Origin of the sequence: Shewanella oncorhynchi (genome assembly GCF_012584455.1) — a bacterium.
GTDB lineage: Bacteria > Pseudomonadota > Gammaproteobacteria > Enterobacterales > Shewanellaceae > Shewanella > Shewanella oncorhynchi.
In genome coordinates, this window is the sequence record NZ_JABAEB010000009.1 from 152918 (window position 1) to 176461 (window position 23544).

The following is a 23544-nucleotide window of genomic DNA, read 5'->3' on the forward strand; positions in this document are numbered from 1 at the left end:
AAGAAAGAACGCGACAAAGGACTCCAAGCAAAATACTCGAATAGTCTACTGGGTCTCGAACCCGCATTTGCAAGCAAGAGTTAGCTTATTATGAAAACAACGTCTAATCAAAACATTAACGTAGGTGTTGATACTGGCAAGTTTCAACTCGACATTTATATCCGCCCTCTCAATATCTATTTCACTGTATCGAACGATGAAAAAGGGATTAAAGAGGCTGTCAAAACCATTAAAAAATACACTCCTGAGCGCATCGTTATCGAAGCGACAGGTCGTCTTGAAATGCCCTTCATTATGGCCTGCGCTGAGGCAAACTTACCTTTTGTCATCGCAAACCCTGTTCACATAAAACGCTTTGCTGGTGCCATTGGTCAACGGGCAAAAACTGACAAGCTTGATGCGCAACTTATAGCGCATTACAGCGAAGCGATTAAGCCGACCTTATCAACTTTAAAACCTGATGTAATGCGTGCTATGAGTGATTTAGTCGCAAGACGAAATCAACTATTGGTGATGCAGACGATGGAAAAAAACCGCCTTCAAATATTGCCAAAAGAACTTGAAATGACCATTAAACCTATTTTAACGGCGTTCAAAAATCAGATTGAAAAGATTGAAATAAAAATCGTTAAACTCATTGAGTCAAACCCTGATTATCAAGCGAAAAATATACTGCTTCAGAGTATGAAAGGTATCGGTAAAATCGCCGCAGCTTCCATCATCAGTAACTTACCAGAATTGGGTTATATCAGTAACAAGGAAGCAAGCGCATTGGTCGGTGTGGCACCGATGAATAAAGAAAGCGGGCGCTTTAAAGGCATGCGAAAAATACAAGGAGGAAGGCATCAAGTGAGAACGGTTTTATATATGGCAATGATGTCAGCCATACAATCTAACCCGGTTTTTAAGAGCACCTATCAGCGATTAGTTGCCACAGGGAAACCTAAAAAAGTGGCTATCATTGCCTGTATTAGGAAGATGGTGGTGACGTTAAATTCGATGTTGAGAGACGGTGCCCTATGGGAAGCGCCAAAAGCGATAAATTAGCTATTGACGCCATAGTCTCTTGTTATAAATCTGAACTTTATAGATTTTGGTTGGCAATTTTGTCCATAAAACCAGAGATTAGAGCCAACGACTTTTTATTTTGACTAGCCTGCCTATACATGCACGCAGCGCGCCCAAAGCCCAATGCAGGTTCCTTTTCCTCATGAGAAAAGAATGCGCTCGAACTAAATTCAAATAAAATTCCCGCTACATTACGACCTGCGTTTTTGGCTGATACATCTTGCTGCTCTTTAGCGAAACCTGTAATTGCTTTTTGTATTTCCATGTCATACAAACGCACATCGCTAGTTGCTGTTACTGTGCCCTCAGGCAAAAGTACATCAGTCACGTCCATTGCTATCAAGCCATACTTATTTTTACGATTTAAACCAATGCGTGTATCAATCTGGTTTGATGCTTCTTTAATGCGAGTGGCTAACTTTTTCAAAGACTTTATACGTTTGCACTCTACGTACAATTTATCTTTATCAATAGTAACAACCACATCGCAATCATCTGTTAGATCAACTTCATAGCCGCCTTTGAGAAACCTAGAGGCAATATTCAGCTCAAACGCAAAATCTCGTGCAGGGTCATCATTCTGCCCCTTTTTGTTCTTTTTGATTGCTTCGGTACGTATGCTCTTACCTGACATAACATGCTTAATACGATCTTTTAAACCCTCGTGCTTACCATCTTTAAAAGTATTCCATAATCGGATGATCTGGCACGCCTCGGTCACTGCTTGCATGAAGTGATAAAAATCATCAATTAAGTCTCGTTCCGTAGGCGCTTTAGCTCCTGGGTTAACAAATGTTTTTAGCAGCCGCTCGTAGTCGCCCATTCGAGTACTTTTATATGGAAAACCCATCTCTTCGGATAGCCATTTACATGCTTCTGAAAACTCTTTTTTACGGTCTGTAAACTCTCCGTGATACATTGCCGTTTTACTTATTTCTAAGGTTGAAATATTCATAATCCTCCGAACTCAAGTGATTTATAACGATTAAGCTAACTGACGAAATGAGCGACAGTTGAGCGCATTTTTAGCCGTTACCACAGTTCTTTTTCATGTTTGCCAGCATTTTTTCATTGACCTTAATGCGAGTTTGGAGCTGCTTGCTGGTAAGTGAGCGCATTCTCATTGTGTCGATTGAGAAATTATACTCCCACTCATTTATCCAGCTCTTTTCATATGCATGTCTAATGGCTTCAGCATTAAGTGACTTTTGGTTGTCTTTTCGGACTCTCTTGACGGCTTGGAATATTAGGTCTGATGGCAGTCCTATAAATTTCTTAACGCAGCAATTGCCAACGGTTGCAAATTGACCGTTAAGCTTGTTTTGAAGGGTGCAAACTTCAATTATTGGGAAGTGACCGCACAAGCAGGTTTCCGGATCCTCCGCTTCGTATATTTGATACAGGGACCACTCAAGCTTCGCCAGGTCCCAAATTGCTGCATTAGAACTTTTTAGGATCTCTTCCGTCAGTTTGTATTGGGACATTATGCCTCTTTGCAGCTAATGTTCGATGAGTGTTCATGCGCGTTACCAGTGAAAGCGCGCACAGTTAACTATCTGTATATAAATAACTTATCAGCTTTCTATCAAATACACCATCAGGAAAAACGCGCATGTGTGTTTTTCAAATCTATTAACCAAAAGTAGATTTAATTAATTGATTTTATGAGATTCTATCAGTTTGATTAATGCGTACTGATTTTGTGGTTCAAATCACCCCCAAATATCTAAATTTAAATACGACTGTATACCCGCACATTGTTAGGCGATTTACTGTAGAACCAAACATTGAGTAAATAGATGAGAATTTGTATGGCAACTTGTTTGTAAGTTTGCTATTCACACTGCCGAGTGCTAGCAAGCTTTGGGGCAATTTCGATTTAGAAATGGCAGCGTAACTATGCGATCGCTGCCATTTTAGTATCAAACTTATTGCTCCCCCCACAGTTACAGCTGAACAATTCACAGATAGAGAGTCATTAAAGGCCGCTAAAAAATTTGCGCAAGATCTAGGGAAGGATTTAAGAAGATAGGTCGCTAGTAACGAATGCTGGATACTCAGCTAAGCAACTTTTCAATACCCATTTTGATTCACTGGTGGCTAGATTAGCAATACAACCAATACTATTTAGAGCAATTGTCAGTTTGCAAAGGCTTAATAGTCATTTGTAGTAAAGTTACATTTTTCACTTGAGTTATTTTGCGGCTGCTCCTATTTGTCAGACTATGGGTACATTTTATGTCGACGTATGGTTACATCATTTAGCTAAGTAATTGTTTCTGTATATGCTGCTATGTCATAGTTTGGTTTCAGCGACACTTTCAGTGACAACGGCTAGCCCATGTCGATTTTTCAGTTTTATGGGCTATTTTCTTTTTTATACCCACTTGTGATTTTTTATATGAAACTCATTCCTCTGCTAAAACAGCCGCGTATTCACTGACTATTCTAATGTAAAACTTCTCATAACATTATGTTTCGTATTAACAATTTTGTTTATAAAGAGGATTTGCAATGCAGAAAAAGCATTGGTCAAAAGTTCAGTTATTGCACGAGGTGGTCACCAATCCCAATATCATAGTCAAAGGTCAACATAGCTATTACAGTGATTGCTGGGATGCAGGCTTTGAGGGAGCAGCAGTGAGATATCTTCATGGCGATGAAGTGAGCCGTGAGTGGGAGCCTAAGTGGTCTATCGATAAACTTTATATCGGGAACTATGTGTGTATCGCCGCCGAAGTTGTGATCTTAATGGGCGGAAATCATACGCATAGAGCGGATTGGTTTTGTTTATATCCCTTTATAGATTTCATCGAGGAGGCCTATGTAGGCAAAGGTGATACTCATATTGGTGATGGGGCTTGGTTAGGCATGAGATGTATGCTGATGCCTGGGGTGACGATAGGTGAAGGTGCGGTTGTTGCCGCAAATAGTGTTGTCACCCAAAATATCGAACCCTACAGTATTGTGGCGGGATCACCCGCGAAATTAATCAAGTATCGGTTCGATAAAGACGTTATTACTGAGTTACTGGCGTTAAAAATCTACGATTGGCCTGCCGAAAAGTTTGATAGCTTAAAGCAGCATATGTGTTCGGCGGATTTTGACGCGCTCAGCAAAGCGATCACTCTCTATGACCAATCTGTACATCAAAATAAATAACCGTTAGCCCCAAAGCGAAAGGTCGCGCTCAGTCGAGGCCTTTCACTTATTCTGCCTTAAATCTGCTTTTTGGCGTTTTGGCTAGTTCCACCAGTTCTTCGATGATCACCCGTAGCTTGGGTTGGAGGTAAGGGGTTTTAAGCCAAATCAAGTGGATGGGTGTGTCGTCACTGGCGAGTTCGTCCAGTACCGAGATAAGTTCACCAGTTTTAAGATAGTCCTCAACCAACCATATTGGCACTTGCGCTAAACCCACTCCCGCCAGTGTGGCCGCTAAAATGGCTTCGCAATCAGCGATTTCGTGGCGTACTGGAATGTCATAAGCCTCGATGATCCCATCCTCATTTTTAAGTAACCAGCGATGTTGCTGCCCAAGCGGCCAGCCGACAATGCATTGGTGCTGGCTGAGATCATCTTTGCCTTGTGGCGTACCAAGTCGAGCGAAATAGGCGGGAGATGCGCAGATCACTCGGCGTTGTTCTCCTAATCTACGGGCGACTAAATCCACAGTGTCGCCGAGTTGTCCGACACGCACCGCCAAATCAATGCCGCCACTAAACAAATCGGTCGCTCTATCGTTAAAGGTAATGGATAACTCGAGCTTGGGATATTTTTGCGATAGTGATAATAGGGTTGGCAGTATATATCGCCGCCCAAACGTCACAGGTAAATCCACTCGCACTCGACCTGAGGGAATTTGCTGTTCGCTGCCGAGTCGGCTCTGTGCATTGTCTAGGATTGCCATGGCATTTTGGCAATCTGTGAGATACGAATCGCCATCATTGGTTAAGCTCACACGCCTTGTGGTGCGGTGCAGCAGCTTAGTGCCTAAGCGGGTTTCTAATCGTACTATGCTTTTACTGAGCGCCGAACCTGTCATGCCTAACGCCTGCGCCGCTAAGGTAAAACTGCCGAGCTGGGCAACTGTGACGAAATGGCGTATCTCAACAAATTGATTATTTATCACGGCAATTAATTCCTTGAAGGACTTAGTGATGGTCATTTTAGTGACTTAATCATGGGAAGTGAATCGCGTAAGCTACTACCACAGTATGAAAAAGAGCGTTAACTAACGGGCGATCGCCATTTTGTGATTGATTAACAACGCTTTTTTATACCATAGATTTTTATCCCTATTGAGTGAGCTAACTATGAAATCGTCGAATAATTTGCAAGGTAAAGTGGCTTTTGTACAAGGTGGTAGTCGTGGTATCGGTGCCGCCATCGTTAAACGTTTAGCGAGTGACGGCGCAGCAGTTGCCTTTACCTATGTTTCATCTGAAGCCCAATCACAATTGCTTGTTGACGAAGTTATCACCCATGGTGGTCAAGCCATTGCCATTAAGGCCGACAGCACAGAGCCTGATGCGATTCGTCGTGCCATCCGCGAGACCAAAGAGCATTTCGGTGGCTTAGATATAGTGGTCAATAATGCGGGCACGTTGATTTGGGATAGCATCGAGAACCTGACGTTAGAGGACTGGGAGCGAACAATTAACACTAATGTGCGCAGTGTGTTTGTGGCGAGCCAAGAAGCCGCGCTGCACATGAATGACGGCGGCCGGATCATCAATATCGGTAGCACAAACGCTGAGCGTATTCCGTTTGTAGGTGGTGCGATTTACGGCATGAGTAAATCGGCCTTAGTCGGTTTGGCCAAAGGACTCGCGCGGGATTTAGGCCCTCGAGCTATTACGGTGAACAATATTCAGCCTGGACCTGTGGATACCGATATGAACCCTGATAACGGTGATTCATCCGAGCCCGTTAAGGCGATAGGCGCACTAGGGCGTTACGGTAAAGCCGAAGAGATCGCCAGCTTTGTCGCCTTTATTGCGGGCCCAGAAGCGGGCTATATCACAGGGGCGAGTTTGATGATTGATGGTGGGTTTTCTGCATAAGTTTTGCCTGTATTTATCTTTTAGGCAAAAAGTTTGATTCCAATCATTAATAAGCCTGCACAAGAGTCACTCTGGCGGGCTTTACTTAAGCTGTGGCTAGTTATGAAAAATCAATATGTTAGAGCATAAAAACTCGTTGAGTATGATGGTAAGACCTTAGGTCGTTGTTACTCAAATTATCCGTCAGCAAAGCGTGGTTTTATTGAAATGGTGGACTATGGCTTGACTCAGGCAAGGCAAAATAATTTGCTTGTTGATGAACTATTGTTACAATCCGCCGGTCTTATCTTCAGCTATCTGTTGAAAGACACTCATTTTTTATCTTTATTATCAAAGAATAAGACGAAGGGAAATCCAAATTTCTAAGTTATCGACTAAGCAAACAGGCAACTTATGGGGCGTGATGGTGTTTACCATTCTGACCTTGTTCTGTTTGACTCAAAATAGTGGAATACTTAACTTGTTGCTCAAGGAGTCGAGCGCGCAAGCGATGTCGGCTACGTCTTTTTCTGGTGCTGGTTTTAGCGCCAACTCAGTTTTAAACTCAAGTTCAGCTTCAAACAATATGGCTAGCCACGCCGATGCTCAAGCGGCAGGTACTGAGCTGGTCAAAAGTGAACCTAAAAAATGTGAATTGTCTGAGAAATCGATCCGAACCTGTATCGACACTCCGAGTACCATCCCATTTCTTATCCTGCTGTTCCTACTGCCGTTACTTCCCCGCGCCTCCCGCGTGATAACACTGTTACCCATACAAGGTTATCAAGCTAAACCTAGGCGAATACATCTCACACATTGTCGCTTTCAAGAATAAAAACTTATTTATCAATTTGATAGGTGGGTTTGTTTAGGCATGCTTTCTCTCAGTCAATATTTGACTTTTCTCGCCAGTTTGCCGGTAGAAAAGAAAGTTAAGCGGCTACAGAACATCCAATTTTACACATCACACCTCCCTATCTGACTGCTTGAACTTAAGCCTTCTATCACGCTGATGTTTCTTAAGCCATAACGATATTGGTAACCAGAACATAGCGTTAGCCAATATTTATATGGCCTAAAAGCAAGGTAAGCATGCACGCAGCATCACAGAGTCTTGTTTAACTTAGCTTGGTCTAACAGCGCTTAAGTATTGCAATGGCAAATGCTGACGACATATCGAAGAGATTAATATGCAATTGAATAACAAACAGTTAATGCATATTTGGGGGACAAAATGAGTACATTAAAATCCATGTTAACCAGATTCTGGATACTCGCCTTGATAGTGACGAGTCCGTCGCTAATGGCCGCATCGACGGGGTGGTTGGTTAATGATAATCACCCGCCAGCCAAAGTACGTTTTATGCTAACGGGGGAGGTTGATCCTGCAACGAATACTTTGCCCGCTGTGCTTGAAGTACAACTTGAGGGCGATTGGAAAACCTATTGGCGTAGTCCTGGGGAAGGCGGTATCGCGCCGACGATAAAATGGGATGGCTCACGCAATCTACAGCAAGTGGATTGGAGATGGCCTGCGCCAGAGGAATTCTCATTATTGGGATTACAAACCTTTGGTTATAAAGGCAATACCACCTTTCCATTAACCCTAAAAGTCGATGATATCGCTGCGCCAACTCAGCTGCGTGGCAAAGTGACCTTGTCGACCTGTACCACCATCTGTGTACTGACGGATTATCAGATTAGTCTCGACTTCACGCCCAATGCGCTGCAAGCGGATACCGATGCCATGTTGGCCTACAACAAAGCCGAGTCGCTTGTGCCGCAAAAAGTGTTGACCCAAGAGGGCCAAAATCCTGCGATGACAATGGGTTGGGATACCGCCAAAGGTCAACTTGAAGTCAGACTCAATGATGCCAACTGGCAAAGTCCAGCCGTGATTATCGATGGCGAGTCAGATACCACATTTAAGCTAGTGAGCTTAAAACCAAACGAAAGTGATGCTAACGGCAAGCAATTGGTCGGTATTTTCACTGGTCAAAGTTGGCTGGGTGAGCCTGAAGTTTTGGGTAAATCGTTGAACATGACTGTCGCCGATAGCGAGCGGGCGTTGGAATACAGCGCCGAAGTGAAGCCTGTGGTGATTACTCAAGAAAGTACCTCGATATTTGGCATGATTTTGTTAGCGCTTATTGGTGGTTTGATTTTAAACGTCATGCCCTGTGTGTTACCCGTTCTCGGCATGAAGCTCAGTTCAGTGGTGGCCGCGCCTGATCTTAAGCGTAATCAAATCCGCCAACAGTTCATCGCATCAGCGCTGGGGATATTGGCCTCATTCTGGTTACTGGCTGGTTTTATCTTAATGCTTAAGCTCACGGGTCAAGCGATTGGTTGGGGTGTGCAGTTCCAAAACCCTTGGTTTATCGGTTTTATGGCGCTGGTGACCATAGTGTTTGCCTTCAATATGTTAGGTGTGTTTGAGATCAACTTACCCTCTAACGTGCAAACCAAGTTGGCGACAACGGGCGGCAATAATAACAGCGGCCATTTTTTACAGGGCATGTTCGCCACACTGCTAGCGACGCCCTGTAGTGCACCCTTCTTGGGGACTGCGGTCGCTTTCGCCTTGGGCGCCGATGTACTGAGCCTGTTTGCCATCTTTACCGCGTTGGCCGTGGGTATGGCGTTCCCTTGGTTGATTGTGGCGGCATTTCCGCAAGTGGCGGGTTATTTCCCTAAACCCGGTCGCTGGATGAACACAGTCAAAGTGTTTTTCTCCGGCATGTTACTACTCACCAGTTTGTGGCTCATTAGCCTGTTGTCCAGCTTCATTGATACAATCTACCTGTGGCCATTAGCTGGCATTATTACACTGATATTTATGGTGTTTATGGCTAAAAAATATGGCGCGATTGCCATTGTGAGCTGCTTAGGTATCGGCATTTTACTGTCGGCGATTATCGCATTTATGACGGCGAACCAGTGGGCTAAACCTTTACCTACGGATCTTGCTTGGACGCCATTGGATCAAGCATTGATTAATCAGCAGGTCGCCCAAGGCAAAACTGTGTTTGTCGATGTGACTGCCGATTGGTGCATTACTTGTAAGGCCAATAAAGTTGGCGTGATCTTGCAAGATCCAGTCTATAGCCTGTTGCAACAGCAGCATATTGTGCCGATGAAGGGCGATTGGACCACGCCTTCTGAGCCCATAACTCACTACCTGCAAAGCCATCATCGTTTCGGGGTGCCATTCAACGTGGTTTACGGCCCGGGTGCACCGCAGGGGATTGAATTACCTGAAATTCTATCGACTGACCTTGTGCTCGCTGCGTTTGAGCAGGCCTCAGCGTCCCCTGAAAAGTCATCCGTAGCGGCAGGGGAATAACGCGAACGAACAGCCATTCACTCGGACATGTCATTCGGCAATATCACTGGCGAGTCTCATTCAATAGCGAGTCGAGTGGCACTCAACAAATACTCAGGGCAGGGATAACCCTAACCTAAGGCAATGGAAATCGATTATGAAACAGAAGATTGAAGTACAAAACAACACTGAATCAATGCAGAAAACTCAAGCCATTGGAGGCACCCAAATGTCGAAATTTAGCTCTTTATTTAGTCCTTTATTTAGCTCTTTACGAAAAAATCGCAAGTTACAGATGTTTGTTGTCTCGGGTGTCGCCATGACAATGCTGGTGGTTTCCTTGCCTTCGGTGAGCACCATGGCCTATGCCAAGGACAGCAGTTTATCGGCTGCCCAGCAGCAAGAGGTCCGAGCGATTCTTAAAGATGCCTTGATCAATGATCCTGACCTAATGAGAGAAGCAATTATTGCGTGGCAAGCAAGGGAGCAAGAGGGTGCCAATACAGCCATGCAAACGAGCCTAGTAACCCATCATAAAGCCATGTATGAGACCAAAAGCGATCCGTGGAAGGGCTCTGCGGCACCTGAGATTGAGATGGTGTACTTCACCGATTTTAACTGCCCATACTGCAAGAAAATCGAGCCTTCGCTGAACCAGCTGATTGAAGAATTTCCGCAGTTAAAAATCATAGTAAAAATGGTACCGCTACAGGGCGAAGGCTCCAAAATGGCAGTCGATTTTGCCCAAACGGTTTGGTTAAACGAGCCTGAAAAGTATCTCAAGGTGAAGGATATGTTGATGTCGAGTCCGCGTGGACTCGATGCCGCCGCCATCGCTAAGGTCGCTAAACTGACGGCAACCGAGCGTTGGGTTGGCAACACAGATGCGCGCGTGGCTAAAATGGTAGATGACAATGTTAATTTAATGAATGAGTTAGGTATAGGTGGCACTCCAAGTATGATAGTGGCCGATACGCTTATTCCCGGATTAGTGCCTTACGAAGTGTTAAAAGAGCAGCTTGAAGCCGCGATTGCCGCTAAAGATAAGACGCAGAAGAGCAGTTAAGATGCCGCCAAAGGAAACTGAAAATATGAGCGCCGAACAGGTTTCGATATCTTTACCTAAACGCATATTGGGCTGGATTAAGCAGCTGGCACTTTGGCTGCTCATTGCTCTTATCGTGACCAGCGTGATGGACATCTGGCGCGGCAAAGATATCCCGCGGGATAATTTGCCGCAACTCCAAGGGACGACGTTGGCAGGGGATACGCTTGATATTGCCACGCTCAGCCAAGATCAGGCGGTATTGGTGTACTTTTGGGGCACTTGGTGTCCTGTGTGTAATTTTGTCAGCCCGGCGGTCAATCAAATGTCGGCCTATTACCCCGTGGTGACGGTTGCCATGAGTTCGGGTGAGGATGAGAAACTGAGAAAATATCTTCAGCATCAAGGCTATGGCTTTAACACTATTAACGATAGTGACAGCAAGATTGCCCGTGATTGGTCATTGCAGGCGACGCCAACCATTATGATCTTTAAAGAGGGTGAGCTAAAACACTATACGACAGGTTTTACTAGCCTACCCGGTATGTGGTGGCGAATGATGTTCACTTAGAAGTGATACATCAGGGGCTGTTTTAAGGTAGAAAAAAAGCGCTAATCTAGGTTAGCGCTTTTGTATTATCAACTTATTTCAGGTCTAGACAACTAGCTGAAAGCTTAGGATTTACTTCACTAAAGTGAGTAGTGGTGCCTGACTCACAACTTGGAAGTCGAGCGCCATAGTCACACTGAGCGCCGTAATAGTGATGATTGAAAAACCAAACACTTGGCGAGCCCAGCGGTGCATGTCGATGCCGTGGCGATAACCTTTTAATGCCATGGCAAGCCACCACAGGCTAGTGGCACAGGTGACTGCCATAAAGGCGATACCTGTGTAACCCGCGAGTGGTAACAGCGCACTGACTAAGGCGAACACAGCAATATAAAGCACGATATGCAGTTTTGCCTTGGTCATGCCTTCTGCAACCGGCAGTACAGGAATATTAGCGGCCGCATAGTCATTAAAACGGAAAATCGCGATGGCATAGGAATGTGGCATCTGCCATAGACTGAACATCAACAGCAAAATAGCTGCGCCCATGTCCATTTGCCCTGTCACACTGCAATAGCCAACCACGGGCGGTACTGCACCCGAGAAGCTGCCAACCAAAGTGCCATACACTGAGTTACGTTTCATGTAGAGGCTATAAACCCCCACATAAACGATGTAACCAATAACGGCAAATAGCAGGGCTAATGCATTGGTAAACAAGGCTAAGATGCTAAAGCCTAACACACCTAAGGCGAGTCCAAACGCGAGTACGTTACCCACGGCAATTTCGCCCGTGACGGTCACGCGTTTGCAGGTTCGCTGCATTTTGGCGTCGATATCACGGTCAATACAGTTATTGACAGCGCAGCCCGAGGCTACAACCAAGGACAATCCTACTAAGCTCGCCAGCATCAAGACCAAATTTACGTCGCCTTTGGCGGCTAATAAAAAACCGCCAGCAACGGAAATCAGATTCCCGAAAATGATGCCAGGCTTAGTAACCTGCACATACCCTTTGAAGCGTGCTTTCCATTGCGGTGACATAAATCTGTCTTGTGTTTGCATAGACTGTTTCTCGTTACATCATCAAAGCGTTGGCTTCGAGTATGATCCACACCGACAGGCCGACGACCATGACAATAATCAGGGCGGTAAACAGGAAGGAGAAGGTATTTACTTTGCCTTCTTTCGAGAAATCTAAGTGCAAGAAGTACTTAAGATGTACCACTATCTGCACTATCGCCATCACTAGCACTAAGCTGAGGGTGGTCGCTTTCTCGAAGTGATGGGTCATTACGGCCCAAAATGGAATGGCGGTTAATACCACTGACAGCACAAAGCCCATTAGATATGACTTAATGCTCGCGGCCAGATCGTCAGTGCCATGGCTATGCTTATCAGTATGACTATGTGCGCTCATTACAGTGCTCCCAATAAATACACGACCGTGAATACACAAATCCACACTATGTCGAGGAAATGCCAGAACAGGCTTAAGCAGCTCAGGCGGGTGATGCTGCGATGACCTAAACCGGTTTTCGCCACTTCAATCATCATAATCGCCATCCAAATCAGACCTGCGGTCACGTGCAAGCCGTGCATACCGACAAGGGTGAAGAAGGACGACAGGAAAGCGCTACGCTGTGGGCCATTGCCGTGTTCAATCAGGTGATGGAACTCATAGACTTCCATCCCGATAAACACACAACCGAGGGCGAAGGTGACGAGTAACCAAGCCAAGGTCGCGGCTTTGTTATGGCGTTTAGCAAAAATCAGCGCCATGCCATAGGTAATACTACTAACGAGCAGGGCGGCAGTTTCGATCAGCACAAAGTCCAATTCGAAAATGTCTTTACCCGAAACGCCACCGTCCGTGTTCATGTAGAGCACTGCATAGGTTGCGAAAACCGAGGCAAACAAAATGCAGTCGGTCATCAGGTAAATCCAAAAACCAAACAGAGTGTTGCCACTCGTATCATGGTGTTCGTGATGATCTTCTGCGTGAGCTACTTCTAAATCTGCTGGGATTGCAATACTCATATCAGCCCCTTACTACATTGTTTAAGTGGGCATTTTCAATGCGAGCCACTTCATCGGGTTGCACGTAATAGTCGACGTCATTGTTATAGGCACGGAATAAGAACACGATAAACGCGCCCACTAAGCCCACAATGGCTAACCACAGAATGTGCCAGATAGCGGCAAAACCCGCGGCAGTGATCCCCAGCGCCATTAAGATACCGCTTGAGGTATTTTTCGGCATATGGATTGGCTGATAGTGTTTGAGGCCTTGATAAGCAAAGCCTTTTTCTTTCGTATCGGTAAAGGCATCGATATCAGCAACCTGTGGCAGCTTAGCGAAGTTATAGAACTGGGGTGGTGAAGCGGTTGACCACTCTAAAGTATGGCCATTCCATGGATCGCCCGTAGTATCGCGGTTTTGGTCGCGGTCACGGATACTCACGTACAGTTGGATAAACTGCAGAATGATACCGACCATGATGATGCAAGCACCCACGGCGGCTAAGTAGATCCACAGATTCCATGCCGGGTTATCCGTATGGCTAATTCGGCGCGTCATACCCATAAAGCCTAATACGTACAGCGGCATAAAGGCCACGTAGAAACCGATTTGCCAGCACCAGAATGACGCTTTACCTAAACGCTCATTCAAGTGGAAACCTGTCGCTTTAGGGAACCAGTAAGCAAAGCCAGCTAAGTAACCAAATACCGCACCACCAATAATAGTGTTATGGAAATGCGCGATTAAAAACAAACTGTTATGTAGAACGTAATCGGCTCCTGGTAAGGCTAATAGCACACCTGTCATACCGCCTATGGTGAAAGTCACCATAAAGCCTAGCGTCCACAACACAGGTACCGTTAACCGTAGGCGGCCACGGTAGATAGTGAACAACCAGTTAAACAGTTTTACCCCGGTTGGAACCGCAATCACCATAGTCATCACCCCGAAGAAAGCGTTGACGTTGGCACTTGAGCCCATAGTGAAGAAGTGGTGTAACCAAACGATGAAACCTAAAATTGAAATCGCACCGCTCGCCCACACCATAGAGGTGTAACCGAACAAACGCTTAGCCGTAAAGGTTGAGATCACCTCGGAGAAAATACCAAAAGCAGGCAAAATCAGGATGTAAACCTCAGGATGTCCCCACGCCCAAAATAGGTTGATATACATCATGGCGTTACCGCCACCGTCATTGGTGAAAAAGTGGAAATCCATGTAACGGTCGAGCGTTAACATGGCTAACACGGCGGTTAAGATTGGGAATGACGCGACGATCAAAATGTTCGCCCAAGTACAAGTCCAAGTGAAGATTGGCATTTGCATCAGCTTCATGCCGGGGGCACGCATCTTAAGTACGGTGGCGATAAAGTTCACCCCGGTTAAGGTTGTCCCTATGCCCGAAATCTGCAGTGCCCAGATATAGTAATCGACTCCAACCCCCGGACTGTAAGCCAGTTCTGAGAGGGGGGGATACGCCACCCAACCTGTCTTAGCAAATTCACCTAAACCCAATGAAATATTGATCAGCACAGCGCCAGAGGCGGTCAGCCAGAAACTGAGGTTATTCAAGAAGGGGAAGGCAACGTCGCGTGCGCCAATCTGCAGCGGCACCACTAAGTTCATTAGACCTATCATAAATGGCATCGCCATAAAGATAATCATGATCACGCCGTGGGCTGTGAAGATCTGGTCGTAATGTTCTGGCGGCAGATAACCTGCGGCGCCGTTGGTGGCGAGTGCTTGCTGGGTACGCATCATAATGGCATCGGAGAAGCCACGAATGAGCATCACCAAAGCCAACACTATATACATGATACCGAGGCGTTTATGGTCAACTGAGGTTAACCAATTATTCCAGAGTACACTCCATTTTTTGTGTTTAGTGATCAAGGCTGCGATATACAAACCTACCACTGCGACGACCGCTAGGGTCACCATGATGATGGGCTCGTGATACGGAATCGCATCTAAGCTTAATTTACCGAGAAATGACATGATTACTCCGCCTCCACTTTATGAGTGGATGAGTGCTCTAATGATGAAGGTTCTGTGGATGAGTCTTGTGTTAATGACGGTACAGAAGGTGTTGAGCTATCCATGTCGGCCATGTTCTGTGTATTTTCCATCGCGTGCTCGCCTGCCATATGTGCCATGTCGTGCATACCTTTCATGTCTGCCATGTCAGATGTGTGCTCAGTGCCCATGTGTTCCATGCCTGCGTGCATGTCCATTCCTTCGTGACTTTTCATGCCCTCATGTGAGTCCATGTGCATGTATTGCATCACGATTTGGTCAAACATCCCTTTGCTCACTGAGCCAAAGTATTCAACTGGATTGTATTCACTCGGTTTAGCCAGTGTGGCATAGGCCGCTGAGTCCAATTTCTTGCCCTGTTGTTTTAACTTGGCTACCCATGCCTCGAAGTCGGCAGGTGTTTGAGTGGCAATCGCTTTAAACTTCATGCCCGCAAATCCGGCGCCGCTGTAGTTAGCCGAGATACCGTCGAAGGTGCCGGGCTCGTTAGCGATTAAATGCAACTTAGTGGTCATGCCCGCCATAGAATAAATCTGGCTGCCTAACTGCGGGATGAAGAAGGAGTTCATCGCAGTGTCAGAGGTGATCTTAAAGTTCACCGGCACATTGGCTGGGAACGCCAACTCATTGACCGATGCCACGCCTTGTTCTGGATAAATGAATAACCATTTCCAGTCCAGCGACACCACTTCAACCGTGACGGGTTTAGCTTCGTGATCTAAAGGTTTGTATGGATCAAGATCATGGGTCGAACCCCAAGTGATCACACCTAGCACTATCACGATCACAATCGGTACTATCCACACTACGGTTTCAATCGCCGTTGAGTGTGCCCATTTAGGCGCATAGATTTCCTGATCACGGCCATCGCGGTATTTCCACGCGAAGTACAATGTCATGGCAATCACAGGGATAACGACAATGAGCATGAGTAGGGTGGCGACGATAATCAGGTGTTTTTCATCGATACCGATTTGGCCCTTAGGGTCCAATACACCGCCATCACAACCCGCGAGCATGAGTGCTAGTGCCGCGATTGCTGCTTTACTTAATTTTCGAATTAACAAAGGAAGATTCCTCTAACCCTAAGGTTTACAACTCTGCCAAGCGTTAACCGGCAGTCGCACTAAGCGGCGTTATCTGAGCGCAAATCCTGAAACCCAAGAGGCATGACACAATAATGTGCCGCCATCCCGAGGCAAATCTAAGATCCGCTTTCAGCGCTTAATGCTTAATTTGAATTTAAAAACAGAGGGTTAAAATGGCGGAGCGCGACAACCGTGGGCGGTATGTTCGAGGGATTTTAGCCTTGGGGGTGCTAAAAAAAGTGAAGCGTTAGTTAAATCGAGATGATTGAAAAATTTGAAGCAGCAGTCGATTAAATGCCATAACTGCAGAATAACGAGGGGATTGAGTAATAACAGGCTGAGCAAACTAGCGCCGATAAACTCGACCAAAAAGCCATTGCTGAGGCTGATGAGTTCACTAATATCAACACAACCGCCGATTAATACGTATAAAACGTCAGCTACAGGCAGCACAAACAATAACCCGAAAAACAGGGTTAGGTTTGTCATGCTAAAGGTTGAAAGCCGAATAGTTAGGTTCAATCTTTCAACAATGAATTGGCTAAGAGCTAATTTCAATTAATGAGTCCGGCTGAACGGGAAAAGGAGTCAGTTGGCAGAACAAAAAATATTCAGCATGTAACTTTTTTATGCGGCAGGAGGATACCAAGAAGCGGCTATTGAATGAAAGCGGATCCCCGTAGTAAAAGGGCTTAAGTATTAAAAAAACCTTAATTAAAACTAAATTAGATCGTTAATTTTACAAAATTAACAGTATTTAAGCTGATTTTGTTCTCATAAAATAAAAAATTGTGAAGCCTCTCATTTATTCATTTTGACTAAAGTTGATTTGCTCGTGGCGTCATTGAGTTGATTACAGCCCCTATAAACATGTTAGCTTTACCCGCAAAAAGACTAAGCTGAACTTTTATGGCGGGGCTAATGTTGCCGATAGTTGTCTTGATGGGTTAGCTTGTTTGTCACAAGATTGGGTTCGCCAAGTTTGGCTGTGTGATTAAGTGCATTTGAGATCGGCATCCCAAATAAAAACATCGCGTTAAATGAGTGATTGTGTCAGTCATTTACGCTATTTACATTAGATAAACCGATTATTAAACTGTGAACTTATCTCGCCCCTGATATGTGCTTGAGATTGAGCCTGTGAGTAGGGCATGATGCTTCTCAATTCTCGAAGTGCGTCAGCATGAAGGACTACACATAAAGTCATTTATCCCATACCTTAAGGTAAACATTTTCATCGCCTTAGCTTACGTTATTGTAGGTAAAATTGGTTTGATGATTGCTTTGCCGCCTGGATATTCTGCTGCAATTTGGCCTGCCGCAGGTATTGCCATTGCCGCTTGTGTTTTATGGAAGGAATATGCGCCTTGGATTGGCGTGTTCATTGGTTCTTTGTTGATTAATCTCAACATCAGCGGACATATCCATTGGGGGTGGTTGCCCTTTGCGATTTCAATTGGCTCATCTATACAGGCAGTGCTTTCTGCCTATGTTCTTGGGCGGGTCGATCATTTATTCACCCTAGATAATCCTAACGCCGTCATTAAATCCTGCTTGAGTTTAGCTTTAACTTGTACTGTAGCGACTGTTTTTGGCAATTTCTCCTTAGTGATTAACGGTACGATTCCACAGTCCGATTTACTGGGTAGTTTAATAAATTGGTGGACTGGGGATTTGCTCGGTGCCGTGATATTTATCCCTCTGACTATGTTGTTGTTTGATAAGCGAGTTATTTGGCGTTCTCGCCGCATTCAGACGGGTGTGCCTTTGCTGGTGGGCTTTTTATTTTGCGTGGGGATTTATTACTACTCAGATATGAATCAGCGCCAACAGTTACGGGATAAGTTTCTGGTTCAATCTAATGCGATTATTAGCAATATTGAAAGTTTTCAAGATGCTAACCTCCAACAAATTGTTGCCTTAGCAAGCTTGTTCGATAATAGCGAGCAGGTTTCTGAGGATGAGTTTGTACAGTTTGGCAAACGCAATATGTTGATGAAGGATGGCTTTAGAGCTTGGTCTTGGTCACCGCTTGTGGCGGCAGCCGATCAGCAAAGTTTTGAGGCATCCATTCGTTCTGTGGTTGGTGGTTCCTACAAAGTGACTCGTCCCGAAGGCTGGCAGGCGAATACTGATGGTTGGCTAGTCCCTGTGATGTATATTCAGCCGCAGATAGGTAACGAAGCGGCTTTGGGATTAGATCTCAATAGTGAGCCGACGCGAGCTGCTGCCATAGCAAAAGTGCGTGCGACGTTAGCACCCGTGATGACAGCCAAGATTCAATTAGCACAAGATCCCAATGGCCCTGGTGGCACCTTACTCATTGCTCCTGCTTTTGACAGATTGGGTAAGATCTCAGGGTTTTGTTCTGCCGTAATTGATTTGCAAGGCATTATTGATGATGTTGATAGTGTAAAAGGGTTGCAGTGGCAACTGACAGATATGAGTGCGGGCGGTACCTTACTTTATAGCAATACTCGAAAATCGTTTCCCGAATTTAGCAGCAAGCTCTTCAGCGATAAAACTGGGCAGTATTTTCAGGCAAACCTGATGTTAGCGGATCGTCATTGGCATATAGTGATTTATCAATCCTATGCGGTGCTGATGGGCGATACTTTTAGCTTATCGCTACTGATGCTTCTGCTCGCCTTTATCACTTGTGCGGTCGTGGGCGGCATGACACTGGTTTCCTCCGGCGAGCGCCAACGTATTGCCGAAAAAGTGACAGAAAAAACCATGGCATTGTCGAAGGAAATTGCCCGCCGTCAGGCTTTTCAAGCTACCTTGGTCGAAAGTGAGCAAAAATATCGAAACCTATTTGATAAGGCCCCAGTGGGGCATGTGCTTAAACGTTTAGATGATGGTCAATTTGTGGCGATTAACCCCGCCTTTCAAGCGATTACGGGTTATTCGCTCGATGAGCTTAATCAACTTGATCCTTGGGATCTTACCCCAAAGCGTTATCAATTAAGTGAAGAAGAGCAATTAGAGCGCTTAAAGCAGACGCGCCGTTACGGCCCCTATCAGAAGCATTATTTACATAAAAATGGCCAATTAGTGGCGGTGCGCCTCAACGGGGCTTTAGTTACTGGTGCTAATGGTGAACAGCTAATTTTGTTTATTGTCGAAGATATTACCGAGCAGGAGCGTACCGTTGCGCGGGTAAATCTCTTGGCGCAAGTATTTCAGCAGAGTGGTGAAGGCATCACGATTATGGATGCCAACGATATCATTGTGGATGTGAATAGTGCATTTTCTCAGATCACGGGTTATTCCCGAGAGGACATTATTGGTAAAAACTGCCGTTTTATAGAGGCTGAACGAACGGATAAAAGTATCGATTCTCAAGTCCGTGCTGCCCTCGAGCAAACGGGTTTCTGGCAAGGTGAAGTCTGGGACAGGCATAAACAAGGCTACGATTTCCCGAAATGGTTGATGATGTCTGTGGTGCGGGATGATTCTGGTGCCGTGAGTCACTATATTGGCAGCTTTACCGATATCAGTGAGCGTAAAGTCAGTGAGGAACGCATTCATTTCCTTGCCCATCATGACTCTTTGACCTTATTGCCTAATCGACTGAGCTTGCAGTCGCGCCTCGAAGTGGTGTTTAAGGATGCTCTGGTATCCCACAGCCAAATAGCGGTAATGTTCATCGACATGGACCACTTTAAAAATATCAACGATACCTTGGGCCATCATGTGGGCGATCAACTGTTGTTAGAAGTTGCCCGACGTTTGAAATACATCGTTGGTGATAATGATACTGTGGCGCGTTTGGGGGGCGATGAGTTTGTGGTTGCCTTGTCCGATACAAACCATGATGAAGTGGCCAGTTTAGCCGAGGCGCTGCGCAGTGGTTTGAGTCAAACCTATGTGATTAATAATCAAGCATTACATTCATCGCCAAGTATAGGGATCAGTTTATTCCCCAATGATGGTGACAGTGTTGAAGCCTTGATGAAAAATGCTGATATGGCCATGTACCGCGCAAAAGCGGCTGGGCGCAATAACTATCAATTCTTTACTGCGGCAATGAACACCTTGATCACTGAGCGCCAGCATATTGAAACGGGCCTGAGGCAAGTGTTAGCAAACGACGAATTACGACTTCATTATCAGCCACAAATTGATATTAGAAGCGGGCAAGTGGTCAGTGTCGAAGCGCTTGTGCGCTGGCAGCATCCCGAATTTGGCATGATAGCGCCTGACCGTTTTATTCCCATTGCCGAAGAGATCGACATGATCATCCCAATTGGTCAATGGGTGTTAGAAACGGCGATGGCGCAGCTTGCTGTTTGGCGCGCTGCGGGTGCCACTGAGTTGCGAATGGCGGTGAATCTGTCGGCACATCAACTCCGTAAGGATACGATAGTCGCCGATATTACCAATGTGCTGGTGAAGCATAAGTTGGGCAAAGGCGCACTGGAGCTGGAGATTACCGAGAGTGTGGCGATGCAATATCCTGAGCAGAATGCGCGCCTATTAGCGGAATTGCGCCAACATGGTATCGAGCTCGCCATCGATGATTTTGGTACAGGATATTCCTCTTTATCCTATTTGAAACTCTTGCCCTTAGACAGGTTAAAGCTCGACCGATCCTTTGTGAAGGATATTGAGACCGACTCGAACGATGCAGCCATTAGCGCTGCAACTATTTCTATGTCCCATGAATTGGGGTTAACTGTGGTCGCTGAAGGGGTTGAAAACGAGGCGCAATTGGTATTATTGTCGAGCATGGGGTGCGACTTAGTGCAAGGGTTTTACTTTAGTAAACCCTTAGCGGCAGAAGAGTGTTTCCGCTTTATCCAGCGTAATTTATAACGGCAGAGTGTTGTTGTTTTTCTAATGCTGGCGCAGAGTTGGACTATACTTGAGTTCGCATTATGCATGCGTTAATCAAAATACTAAGGATGGTTTTATGCAAGTCATCTTCACTAAAGGTACTCAGCGTTATGGCCAGTTGCGCTGTGTGCGCATGGACGGTAGTGTGACCCAAACCCAAATGCCAGAACAAGGTATAGCACCTCACGATATGATCCACTATGTGGTTGAAAAACGCCTGCATATTCAAGGCGCTTTCTTCTCGCAGATCAGAGCTGGCGCCGATATCAGCTTTACCTTAGAGCATAATGAAACCTCCCGCGCCATCGCTGATAAAACGGAGGTGTGGCAAACCGAATCCATAGTTGAGACCCTGCAGTCGCTACTGTGGTCGGGTGAAACGCCAACCTATGACGGCTTTATTTATCTGTTAGAGCAAGCCTGTAGCAGTCGAGACTTAGCCGTTCCTACTGTTAACCAAACAGATTTTGATCATATTCTCAATGAGATTATGGATTTGAGTGTTGAGTGGCAGGGAATGGGTGAAGGTCAGTCCTTGACCTTGAAGTTCTGATCTATTGATTAGGGCGGTGAGTGGCTAAATACCTTCCCCTAAAAAGACTTTGGTATAGCGCGGCTGGATCCAAGCGCTATCACCTTTGTTTATGCCAAGCTGTTTAAATTGCACTTTAGATAATTCAACATGGATCAGTTGGTTATCTAGCTCAGTTAGGACTTCTAATCTCACTGCAGGGCCAACTATGGTCACTAAGTCTAAACTGACTTTAAGGGCATTTTCAGTTGGTTGTGTCAGTACTTCGATTTCGTGTGGACGAACATAGGCCAAGCCTTGTTGCTCTTCGCTAATCGTGTGTTCAGGTGAGGGAATGTGGATATTGCCTATAGTGCTATGCCCTTGTTTTACCCGGGCATGAAATAGGTTCACATTGCCAAGAAACTCGTACACAAAAGGATTGCTTGGATTATCATAAACTTCTTCTGGCGTACCTTGCTGCTCGATACGACCTTGATTCATCACCACGATTTTGTCTGCGACTTCGAGTGCTTCTTCCTGATCATGGGTCACAAATACGGTAGTGACATTAATCTCATCGTGTAAGCGTCTTAACCAGCGGCGTAATTCGGCGCGGACTTTTGCATCGAGTGCGCCAAAGGGTTCGTCTAACAGCAATACCTTAGGTTCGACCGCAAGTGCGCGGGCGAGAGCGATACGTTGTCTTTGTCCGCCAGAGAGTTGCGATGGGTAGCGATTGGCGGTCCAATCTAATTGAACAAGTTTGAGTAATGAATGCACCTTATCGGCAATGTCTGCCTTACTCGGGCGTGTCTTTCGTGGTCTGACAGTGAGTCCATAGGCGACATTTTCGAATACAGTCATATGTTTAAATAGGGCGTAATGTTGGAATACAAAACCGACACCGCGTTCACTCACATGCTGTGTGGTGATGTCTTCGCCATTAAATCTGACTATGCCACTGTCGGCCTGTTCGAGTCCGGCAATAATCCTGAGTAAAGTTGTTTTGCCTGAGCCGGATGGACCTAAAAGGGCCGTCAGCTCTCCGGTTTTGATCTCTAAATTGACCGAGTCTACGGCAACAAAATCACTAAAACGCTTATTAACTTGTTGAATGTGTATGCTCATAATGCTCTGTTCCCAAGGACGTTGCGTTTAGTTAATTTGATGTTTGCGCTCATCTTTCCACTCAACAATGCTTTTCAGCACGATAGTGACCAGTGCTAAACCTGTGAGCAGGGATGACACGGCAAACGCGGCCGTAAACATGTATTCGTTATAAAGCACTTCTATGTGTAGCGGCATAGTATTGGTCTCACCGCGAATGCGTCCAGAGACCACAGCTACCGCCCCAAACTCGCCCATAGCACGGGCATTACACAGGATCACGCCGTAAAGTAAACCCCACTTAATGTTCGGTAGAGTGACGTACCAAAAGGTCTTTAAACCGCTGGCACCTAGGGTGAGTGAGGCCTCTTCTTCATCTTTGCCCTGTTGCTGCATCAGTGGGATGAGTTCGCGGGCAATAAAGGGCAAAGTGCCGAACATGATGACAATGACTATGCCCGGAACGGCAAAAATCACTTTTAAATCATGGGCAGCAAGCCAAGGCCCAAACCAGCCTTGGGCACCAAAGAGGATCACAAAAATCAGCCCGACCACGACGGGTGAAATGGCGAAGGGCATATCGATTATCGAGATCAGTATGGTTTTTCCTCTAAACTCAAATTTAGCAATGGCCCAAGCGATGGCGACACCAAAAATAGCATTAGTGGGTACAACAATAATTAACACTAACAAGGTGAGTCGAATGGAAGCGAGCGCATCGGGATCTGTCACGGCTTGCCACCAGACCTTGAGACCCGCTTCGAAGGCGCCGTAGAGCACAACCGCTAATGGCAAAACCAGAAACAGTGCGAGAAAGCTTAATGCGATCCCGATTAAACTCCACTTTATCCAAGGAGCCTCAGTAGTAGCGTGATGATTTACAGTCGATATTTGGCCCATAGA

At 45.7% G+C, this 23544-nt stretch carries 20 protein-coding genes; 9 read left to right on the forward strand and 11 right to left on the reverse strand.

From position 1 onward, the window contains the following. Positions 1 to 90 precede the first annotated feature (90 nt). Positions 91 to 1047: an IS110 family RNA-guided transposase gene (locus tag HGO26_RS15400; RefSeq protein WP_107948140.1), complete on the forward strand. Its 957-nt coding sequence runs from the start codon at positions 91 to 93 to the stop codon at positions 1045 to 1047. A gap of 37 nt (positions 1048 to 1084) precedes the next feature. Here the strand turns inward: HGO26_RS15400 and HGO26_RS15405 are convergent, their stop codons facing one another. Together HGO26_RS15405 and HGO26_RS15410 are read right to left on the reverse strand one after the other, a co-directional pair. Further along, the gene (locus HGO26_RS15405) at positions 1085 to 2023 is read right to left on the reverse strand and encodes a hypothetical protein (RefSeq protein ID WP_168826266.1); all 939 of its coding nucleotides are present in this window, start codon (positions 2021 to 2023) and stop codon (positions 1085 to 1087) included. A 70-nt stretch (positions 2024 to 2093) separates the two neighbouring features. Beyond that, entirely contained in the window at positions 2094 to 2552 is a 459-nt protein-coding gene (locus HGO26_RS15410) for a hypothetical protein (protein WP_168826267.1), read from the reverse strand. 1030 nt (positions 2553 to 3582) lie between these two features. On the opposite strand from HGO26_RS15410, the gene HGO26_RS15415 reads away from it, so the two are divergent. Beyond that, positions 3583 to 4230, forward strand: a complete 648-nt coding sequence (locus HGO26_RS15415; protein ID WP_168826269.1) for a CatB-related O-acetyltransferase — start codon at positions 3583 to 3585, stop codon at positions 4228 to 4230. A 46-nt stretch (positions 4231 to 4276) separates the two neighbouring features. Here the strand turns inward: HGO26_RS15415 and HGO26_RS15420 are convergent, their stop codons facing one another. Then, complete coding sequence (locus tag HGO26_RS15420) at positions 4277 to 5197, reverse strand: LysR family transcriptional regulator (protein ID WP_345719253.1); 921 nt, start codon at positions 5195 to 5197, stop codon at positions 4277 to 4279. Positions 5198 to 5381: 184 nt separating this feature from the next. Between HGO26_RS15420 and HGO26_RS15425 the strand changes: the two genes are divergently transcribed. The 5 genes from HGO26_RS15425 (at position 5382) to HGO26_RS15445 (ending at position 11051) form a co-directional block, all read left to right on the forward strand. Continuing rightward, entirely contained in the window at positions 5382 to 6131 is a 750-nt protein-coding gene (locus tag HGO26_RS15425; protein WP_168826273.1) for a 3-oxoacyl-ACP reductase family protein, read from the forward strand. Positions 6132 to 6534: 403 nt separating this feature from the next. Continuing rightward, positions 6535 to 6945, forward strand: a complete 411-nt coding sequence (locus tag HGO26_RS15430) for a hypothetical protein (RefSeq protein ID WP_168826275.1) — start codon at positions 6535 to 6537, stop codon at positions 6943 to 6945. A gap of 399 nt (positions 6946 to 7344) precedes the next feature. Then, positions 7345 to 9456 carry a protein-disulfide reductase DsbD family protein gene (locus tag HGO26_RS15435; protein WP_168826277.1) on the forward strand — a complete coding sequence of 704 codons (2112 nt, stop codon included), beginning with the start codon at positions 7345 to 7347 and terminating at the stop codon, positions 9454 to 9456. Between the two features lie 136 nt (positions 9457 to 9592). Continuing rightward, complete coding sequence (locus HGO26_RS15440) at positions 9593 to 10501, forward strand: DsbA family protein (RefSeq protein ID WP_168826279.1); 909 nt, start codon at positions 9593 to 9595, stop codon at positions 10499 to 10501. Between the two features lie 25 nt (positions 10502 to 10526). Next, the gene (locus tag HGO26_RS15445) at positions 10527 to 11051 is read left to right on the forward strand and encodes a protein disulfide oxidoreductase (RefSeq protein WP_168826365.1); all 525 of its coding nucleotides are present in this window, start codon (positions 10527 to 10529) and stop codon (positions 11049 to 11051) included. A gap of 111 nt (positions 11052 to 11162) precedes the next feature. On the opposite strand, the gene cyoE is transcribed toward HGO26_RS15445, so the two are convergent. From cyoE to HGO26_RS15475, 6 genes are all read right to left on the reverse strand, one after another. Beyond that, positions 11163 to 12095 carry a heme o synthase gene (cyoE, locus tag HGO26_RS15450; RefSeq protein ID WP_168826281.1) on the reverse strand — a complete coding sequence of 311 codons (933 nt, stop codon included), beginning with the start codon at positions 12093 to 12095 and terminating at the stop codon, positions 11163 to 11165. A 13-nt stretch (positions 12096 to 12108) separates the two neighbouring features. After that, positions 12109 to 12450 (reverse strand): cytochrome o ubiquinol oxidase subunit IV, encoded by a 342-nt coding sequence (gene cyoD / locus HGO26_RS15455; RefSeq protein WP_168826283.1) that lies wholly within the window; start codon positions 12448 to 12450, stop codon positions 12109 to 12111. Then, entirely contained in the window at positions 12450 to 13070 is a 621-nt protein-coding gene (gene cyoC, locus HGO26_RS15460; RefSeq protein ID WP_011787513.1) for a cytochrome o ubiquinol oxidase subunit III, read from the reverse strand. The genes cyoD and cyoC overlap by 1 nt, the downstream gene beginning before the upstream one ends. Position 13071: 1 nt before the next feature. Then, the gene (gene cyoB, locus HGO26_RS15465; protein ID WP_168826285.1) at positions 13072 to 15051 is read right to left on the reverse strand and encodes a cytochrome o ubiquinol oxidase subunit I; all 1980 of its coding nucleotides are present in this window, start codon (positions 15049 to 15051) and stop codon (positions 13072 to 13074) included. 2 nt (positions 15052 to 15053) lie between these two features. Then, the gene (cyoA, locus tag HGO26_RS15470) at positions 15054 to 16157 is read right to left on the reverse strand and encodes a ubiquinol oxidase subunit II (protein WP_168826287.1); all 1104 of its coding nucleotides are present in this window, start codon (positions 16155 to 16157) and stop codon (positions 15054 to 15056) included. A gap of 189 nt (positions 16158 to 16346) precedes the next feature. Beyond that, positions 16347 to 16736 carry a hypothetical protein gene (locus HGO26_RS15475; protein WP_168826289.1) on the reverse strand — a complete coding sequence of 130 codons (390 nt, stop codon included), beginning with the start codon at positions 16734 to 16736 and terminating at the stop codon, positions 16347 to 16349. Between the two features lie 615 nt (positions 16737 to 17351). On the opposite strand from HGO26_RS15475, the gene HGO26_RS15480 reads away from it, so the two are divergent. Both HGO26_RS15480 and HGO26_RS15485 read left to right on the forward strand, forming a co-directional pair. Beyond that, positions 17352 to 20999: an EAL domain-containing protein gene (locus tag HGO26_RS15480; protein ID WP_168826291.1), complete on the forward strand. Its 3648-nt coding sequence runs from the start codon at positions 17352 to 17354 to the stop codon at positions 20997 to 20999. Positions 21000 to 21096: 97 nt separating this feature from the next. After that, positions 21097 to 21573, forward strand: a complete 477-nt coding sequence (locus tag HGO26_RS15485) for a cytoplasmic protein (protein ID WP_168826297.1) — start codon at positions 21097 to 21099, stop codon at positions 21571 to 21573. Between the two features lie 24 nt (positions 21574 to 21597). On the opposite strand, the gene HGO26_RS15490 is transcribed toward HGO26_RS15485, so the two are convergent. Next, positions 21598 to 22662, reverse strand: a complete 1065-nt coding sequence (locus HGO26_RS15490; RefSeq protein WP_168826299.1) for a sulfate/molybdate ABC transporter ATP-binding protein — start codon at positions 22660 to 22662, stop codon at positions 21598 to 21600. A gap of 27 nt (positions 22663 to 22689) precedes the next feature. Then, positions 22690 to 23541: a sulfate ABC transporter permease subunit CysW gene (cysW, locus tag HGO26_RS15495; RefSeq protein WP_115334702.1), complete on the reverse strand. Its 852-nt coding sequence runs from the start codon at positions 23539 to 23541 to the stop codon at positions 22690 to 22692. Positions 23542 to 23544 lie beyond the last annotated feature (3 nt).

Bases quoted from the DNA above. Each gene is read 5' to 3' on its own strand.
- cyoB (WP_168826285.1), bottom strand. From the start codon at position 15,051: ATGTCATTTCTCGGTAAATTAAGCTTAGATGCGATTCCGTATCACGAG.
- HGO26_RS15400 (WP_107948140.1), top strand. From the start codon at position 91: ATGAAAACAACGTCTAATCAAAACATTAACGTAGGTGTTGATACTGGC.
- cyoC (WP_011787513.1), bottom strand. From the start codon at position 13,070: ATGAGTATTGCAATCCCAGCAGATTTAGAAGTAGCTCACGCAGAAGAT.
- HGO26_RS15445 (WP_168826365.1), top strand. From the start codon at position 10,527: ATGAGCGCCGAACAGGTTTCGATATCTTTACCTAAACGCATATTGGGC.
- cyoD (WP_168826283.1), bottom strand. From the start codon at position 12,450: ATGAGCGCACATAGTCATACTGATAAGCATAGCCATGGCACTGACGAT.
- HGO26_RS15440 (WP_168826279.1), top strand. From the start codon at position 9,593: ATGAAACAGAAGATTGAAGTACAAAACAACACTGAATCAATGCAGAAA.
- HGO26_RS15405 (WP_168826266.1), bottom strand. From the start codon at position 2,023: ATGAATATTTCAACCTTAGAAATAAGTAAAACGGCAATGTATCACGGA.
- HGO26_RS15490 (WP_168826299.1), bottom strand. From the start codon at position 22,662: ATGAGCATACACATTCAACAAGTTAATAAGCGTTTTAGTGATTTTGTT.
- HGO26_RS15430 (WP_168826275.1), top strand. From the start codon at position 6,535: ATGGTGTTTACCATTCTGACCTTGTTCTGTTTGACTCAAAATAGTGGA.
- HGO26_RS15485 (WP_168826297.1), top strand. From the start codon at position 21,097: ATGCAAGTCATCTTCACTAAAGGTACTCAGCGTTATGGCCAGTTGCGC.
- HGO26_RS15435 (WP_168826277.1), top strand. From the start codon at position 7,345: ATGAGTACATTAAAATCCATGTTAACCAGATTCTGGATACTCGCCTTG.
- HGO26_RS15415 (WP_168826269.1), top strand. From the start codon at position 3,583: ATGCAGAAAAAGCATTGGTCAAAAGTTCAGTTATTGCACGAGGTGGTC.
- HGO26_RS15425 (WP_168826273.1), top strand. From the start codon at position 5,382: ATGAAATCGTCGAATAATTTGCAAGGTAAAGTGGCTTTTGTACAAGGT.
- HGO26_RS15410 (WP_168826267.1), bottom strand. From the start codon at position 2,552: ATGTCCCAATACAAACTGACGGAAGAGATCCTAAAAAGTTCTAATGCA.
- cyoE (WP_168826281.1), bottom strand. From the start codon at position 12,095: ATGCAAACACAAGACAGATTTATGTCACCGCAATGGAAAGCACGCTTC.
- cysW (WP_115334702.1), bottom strand. From the start codon at position 23,541: ATGGGCCAAATATCGACTGTAAATCATCACGCTACTACTGAGGCTCCT.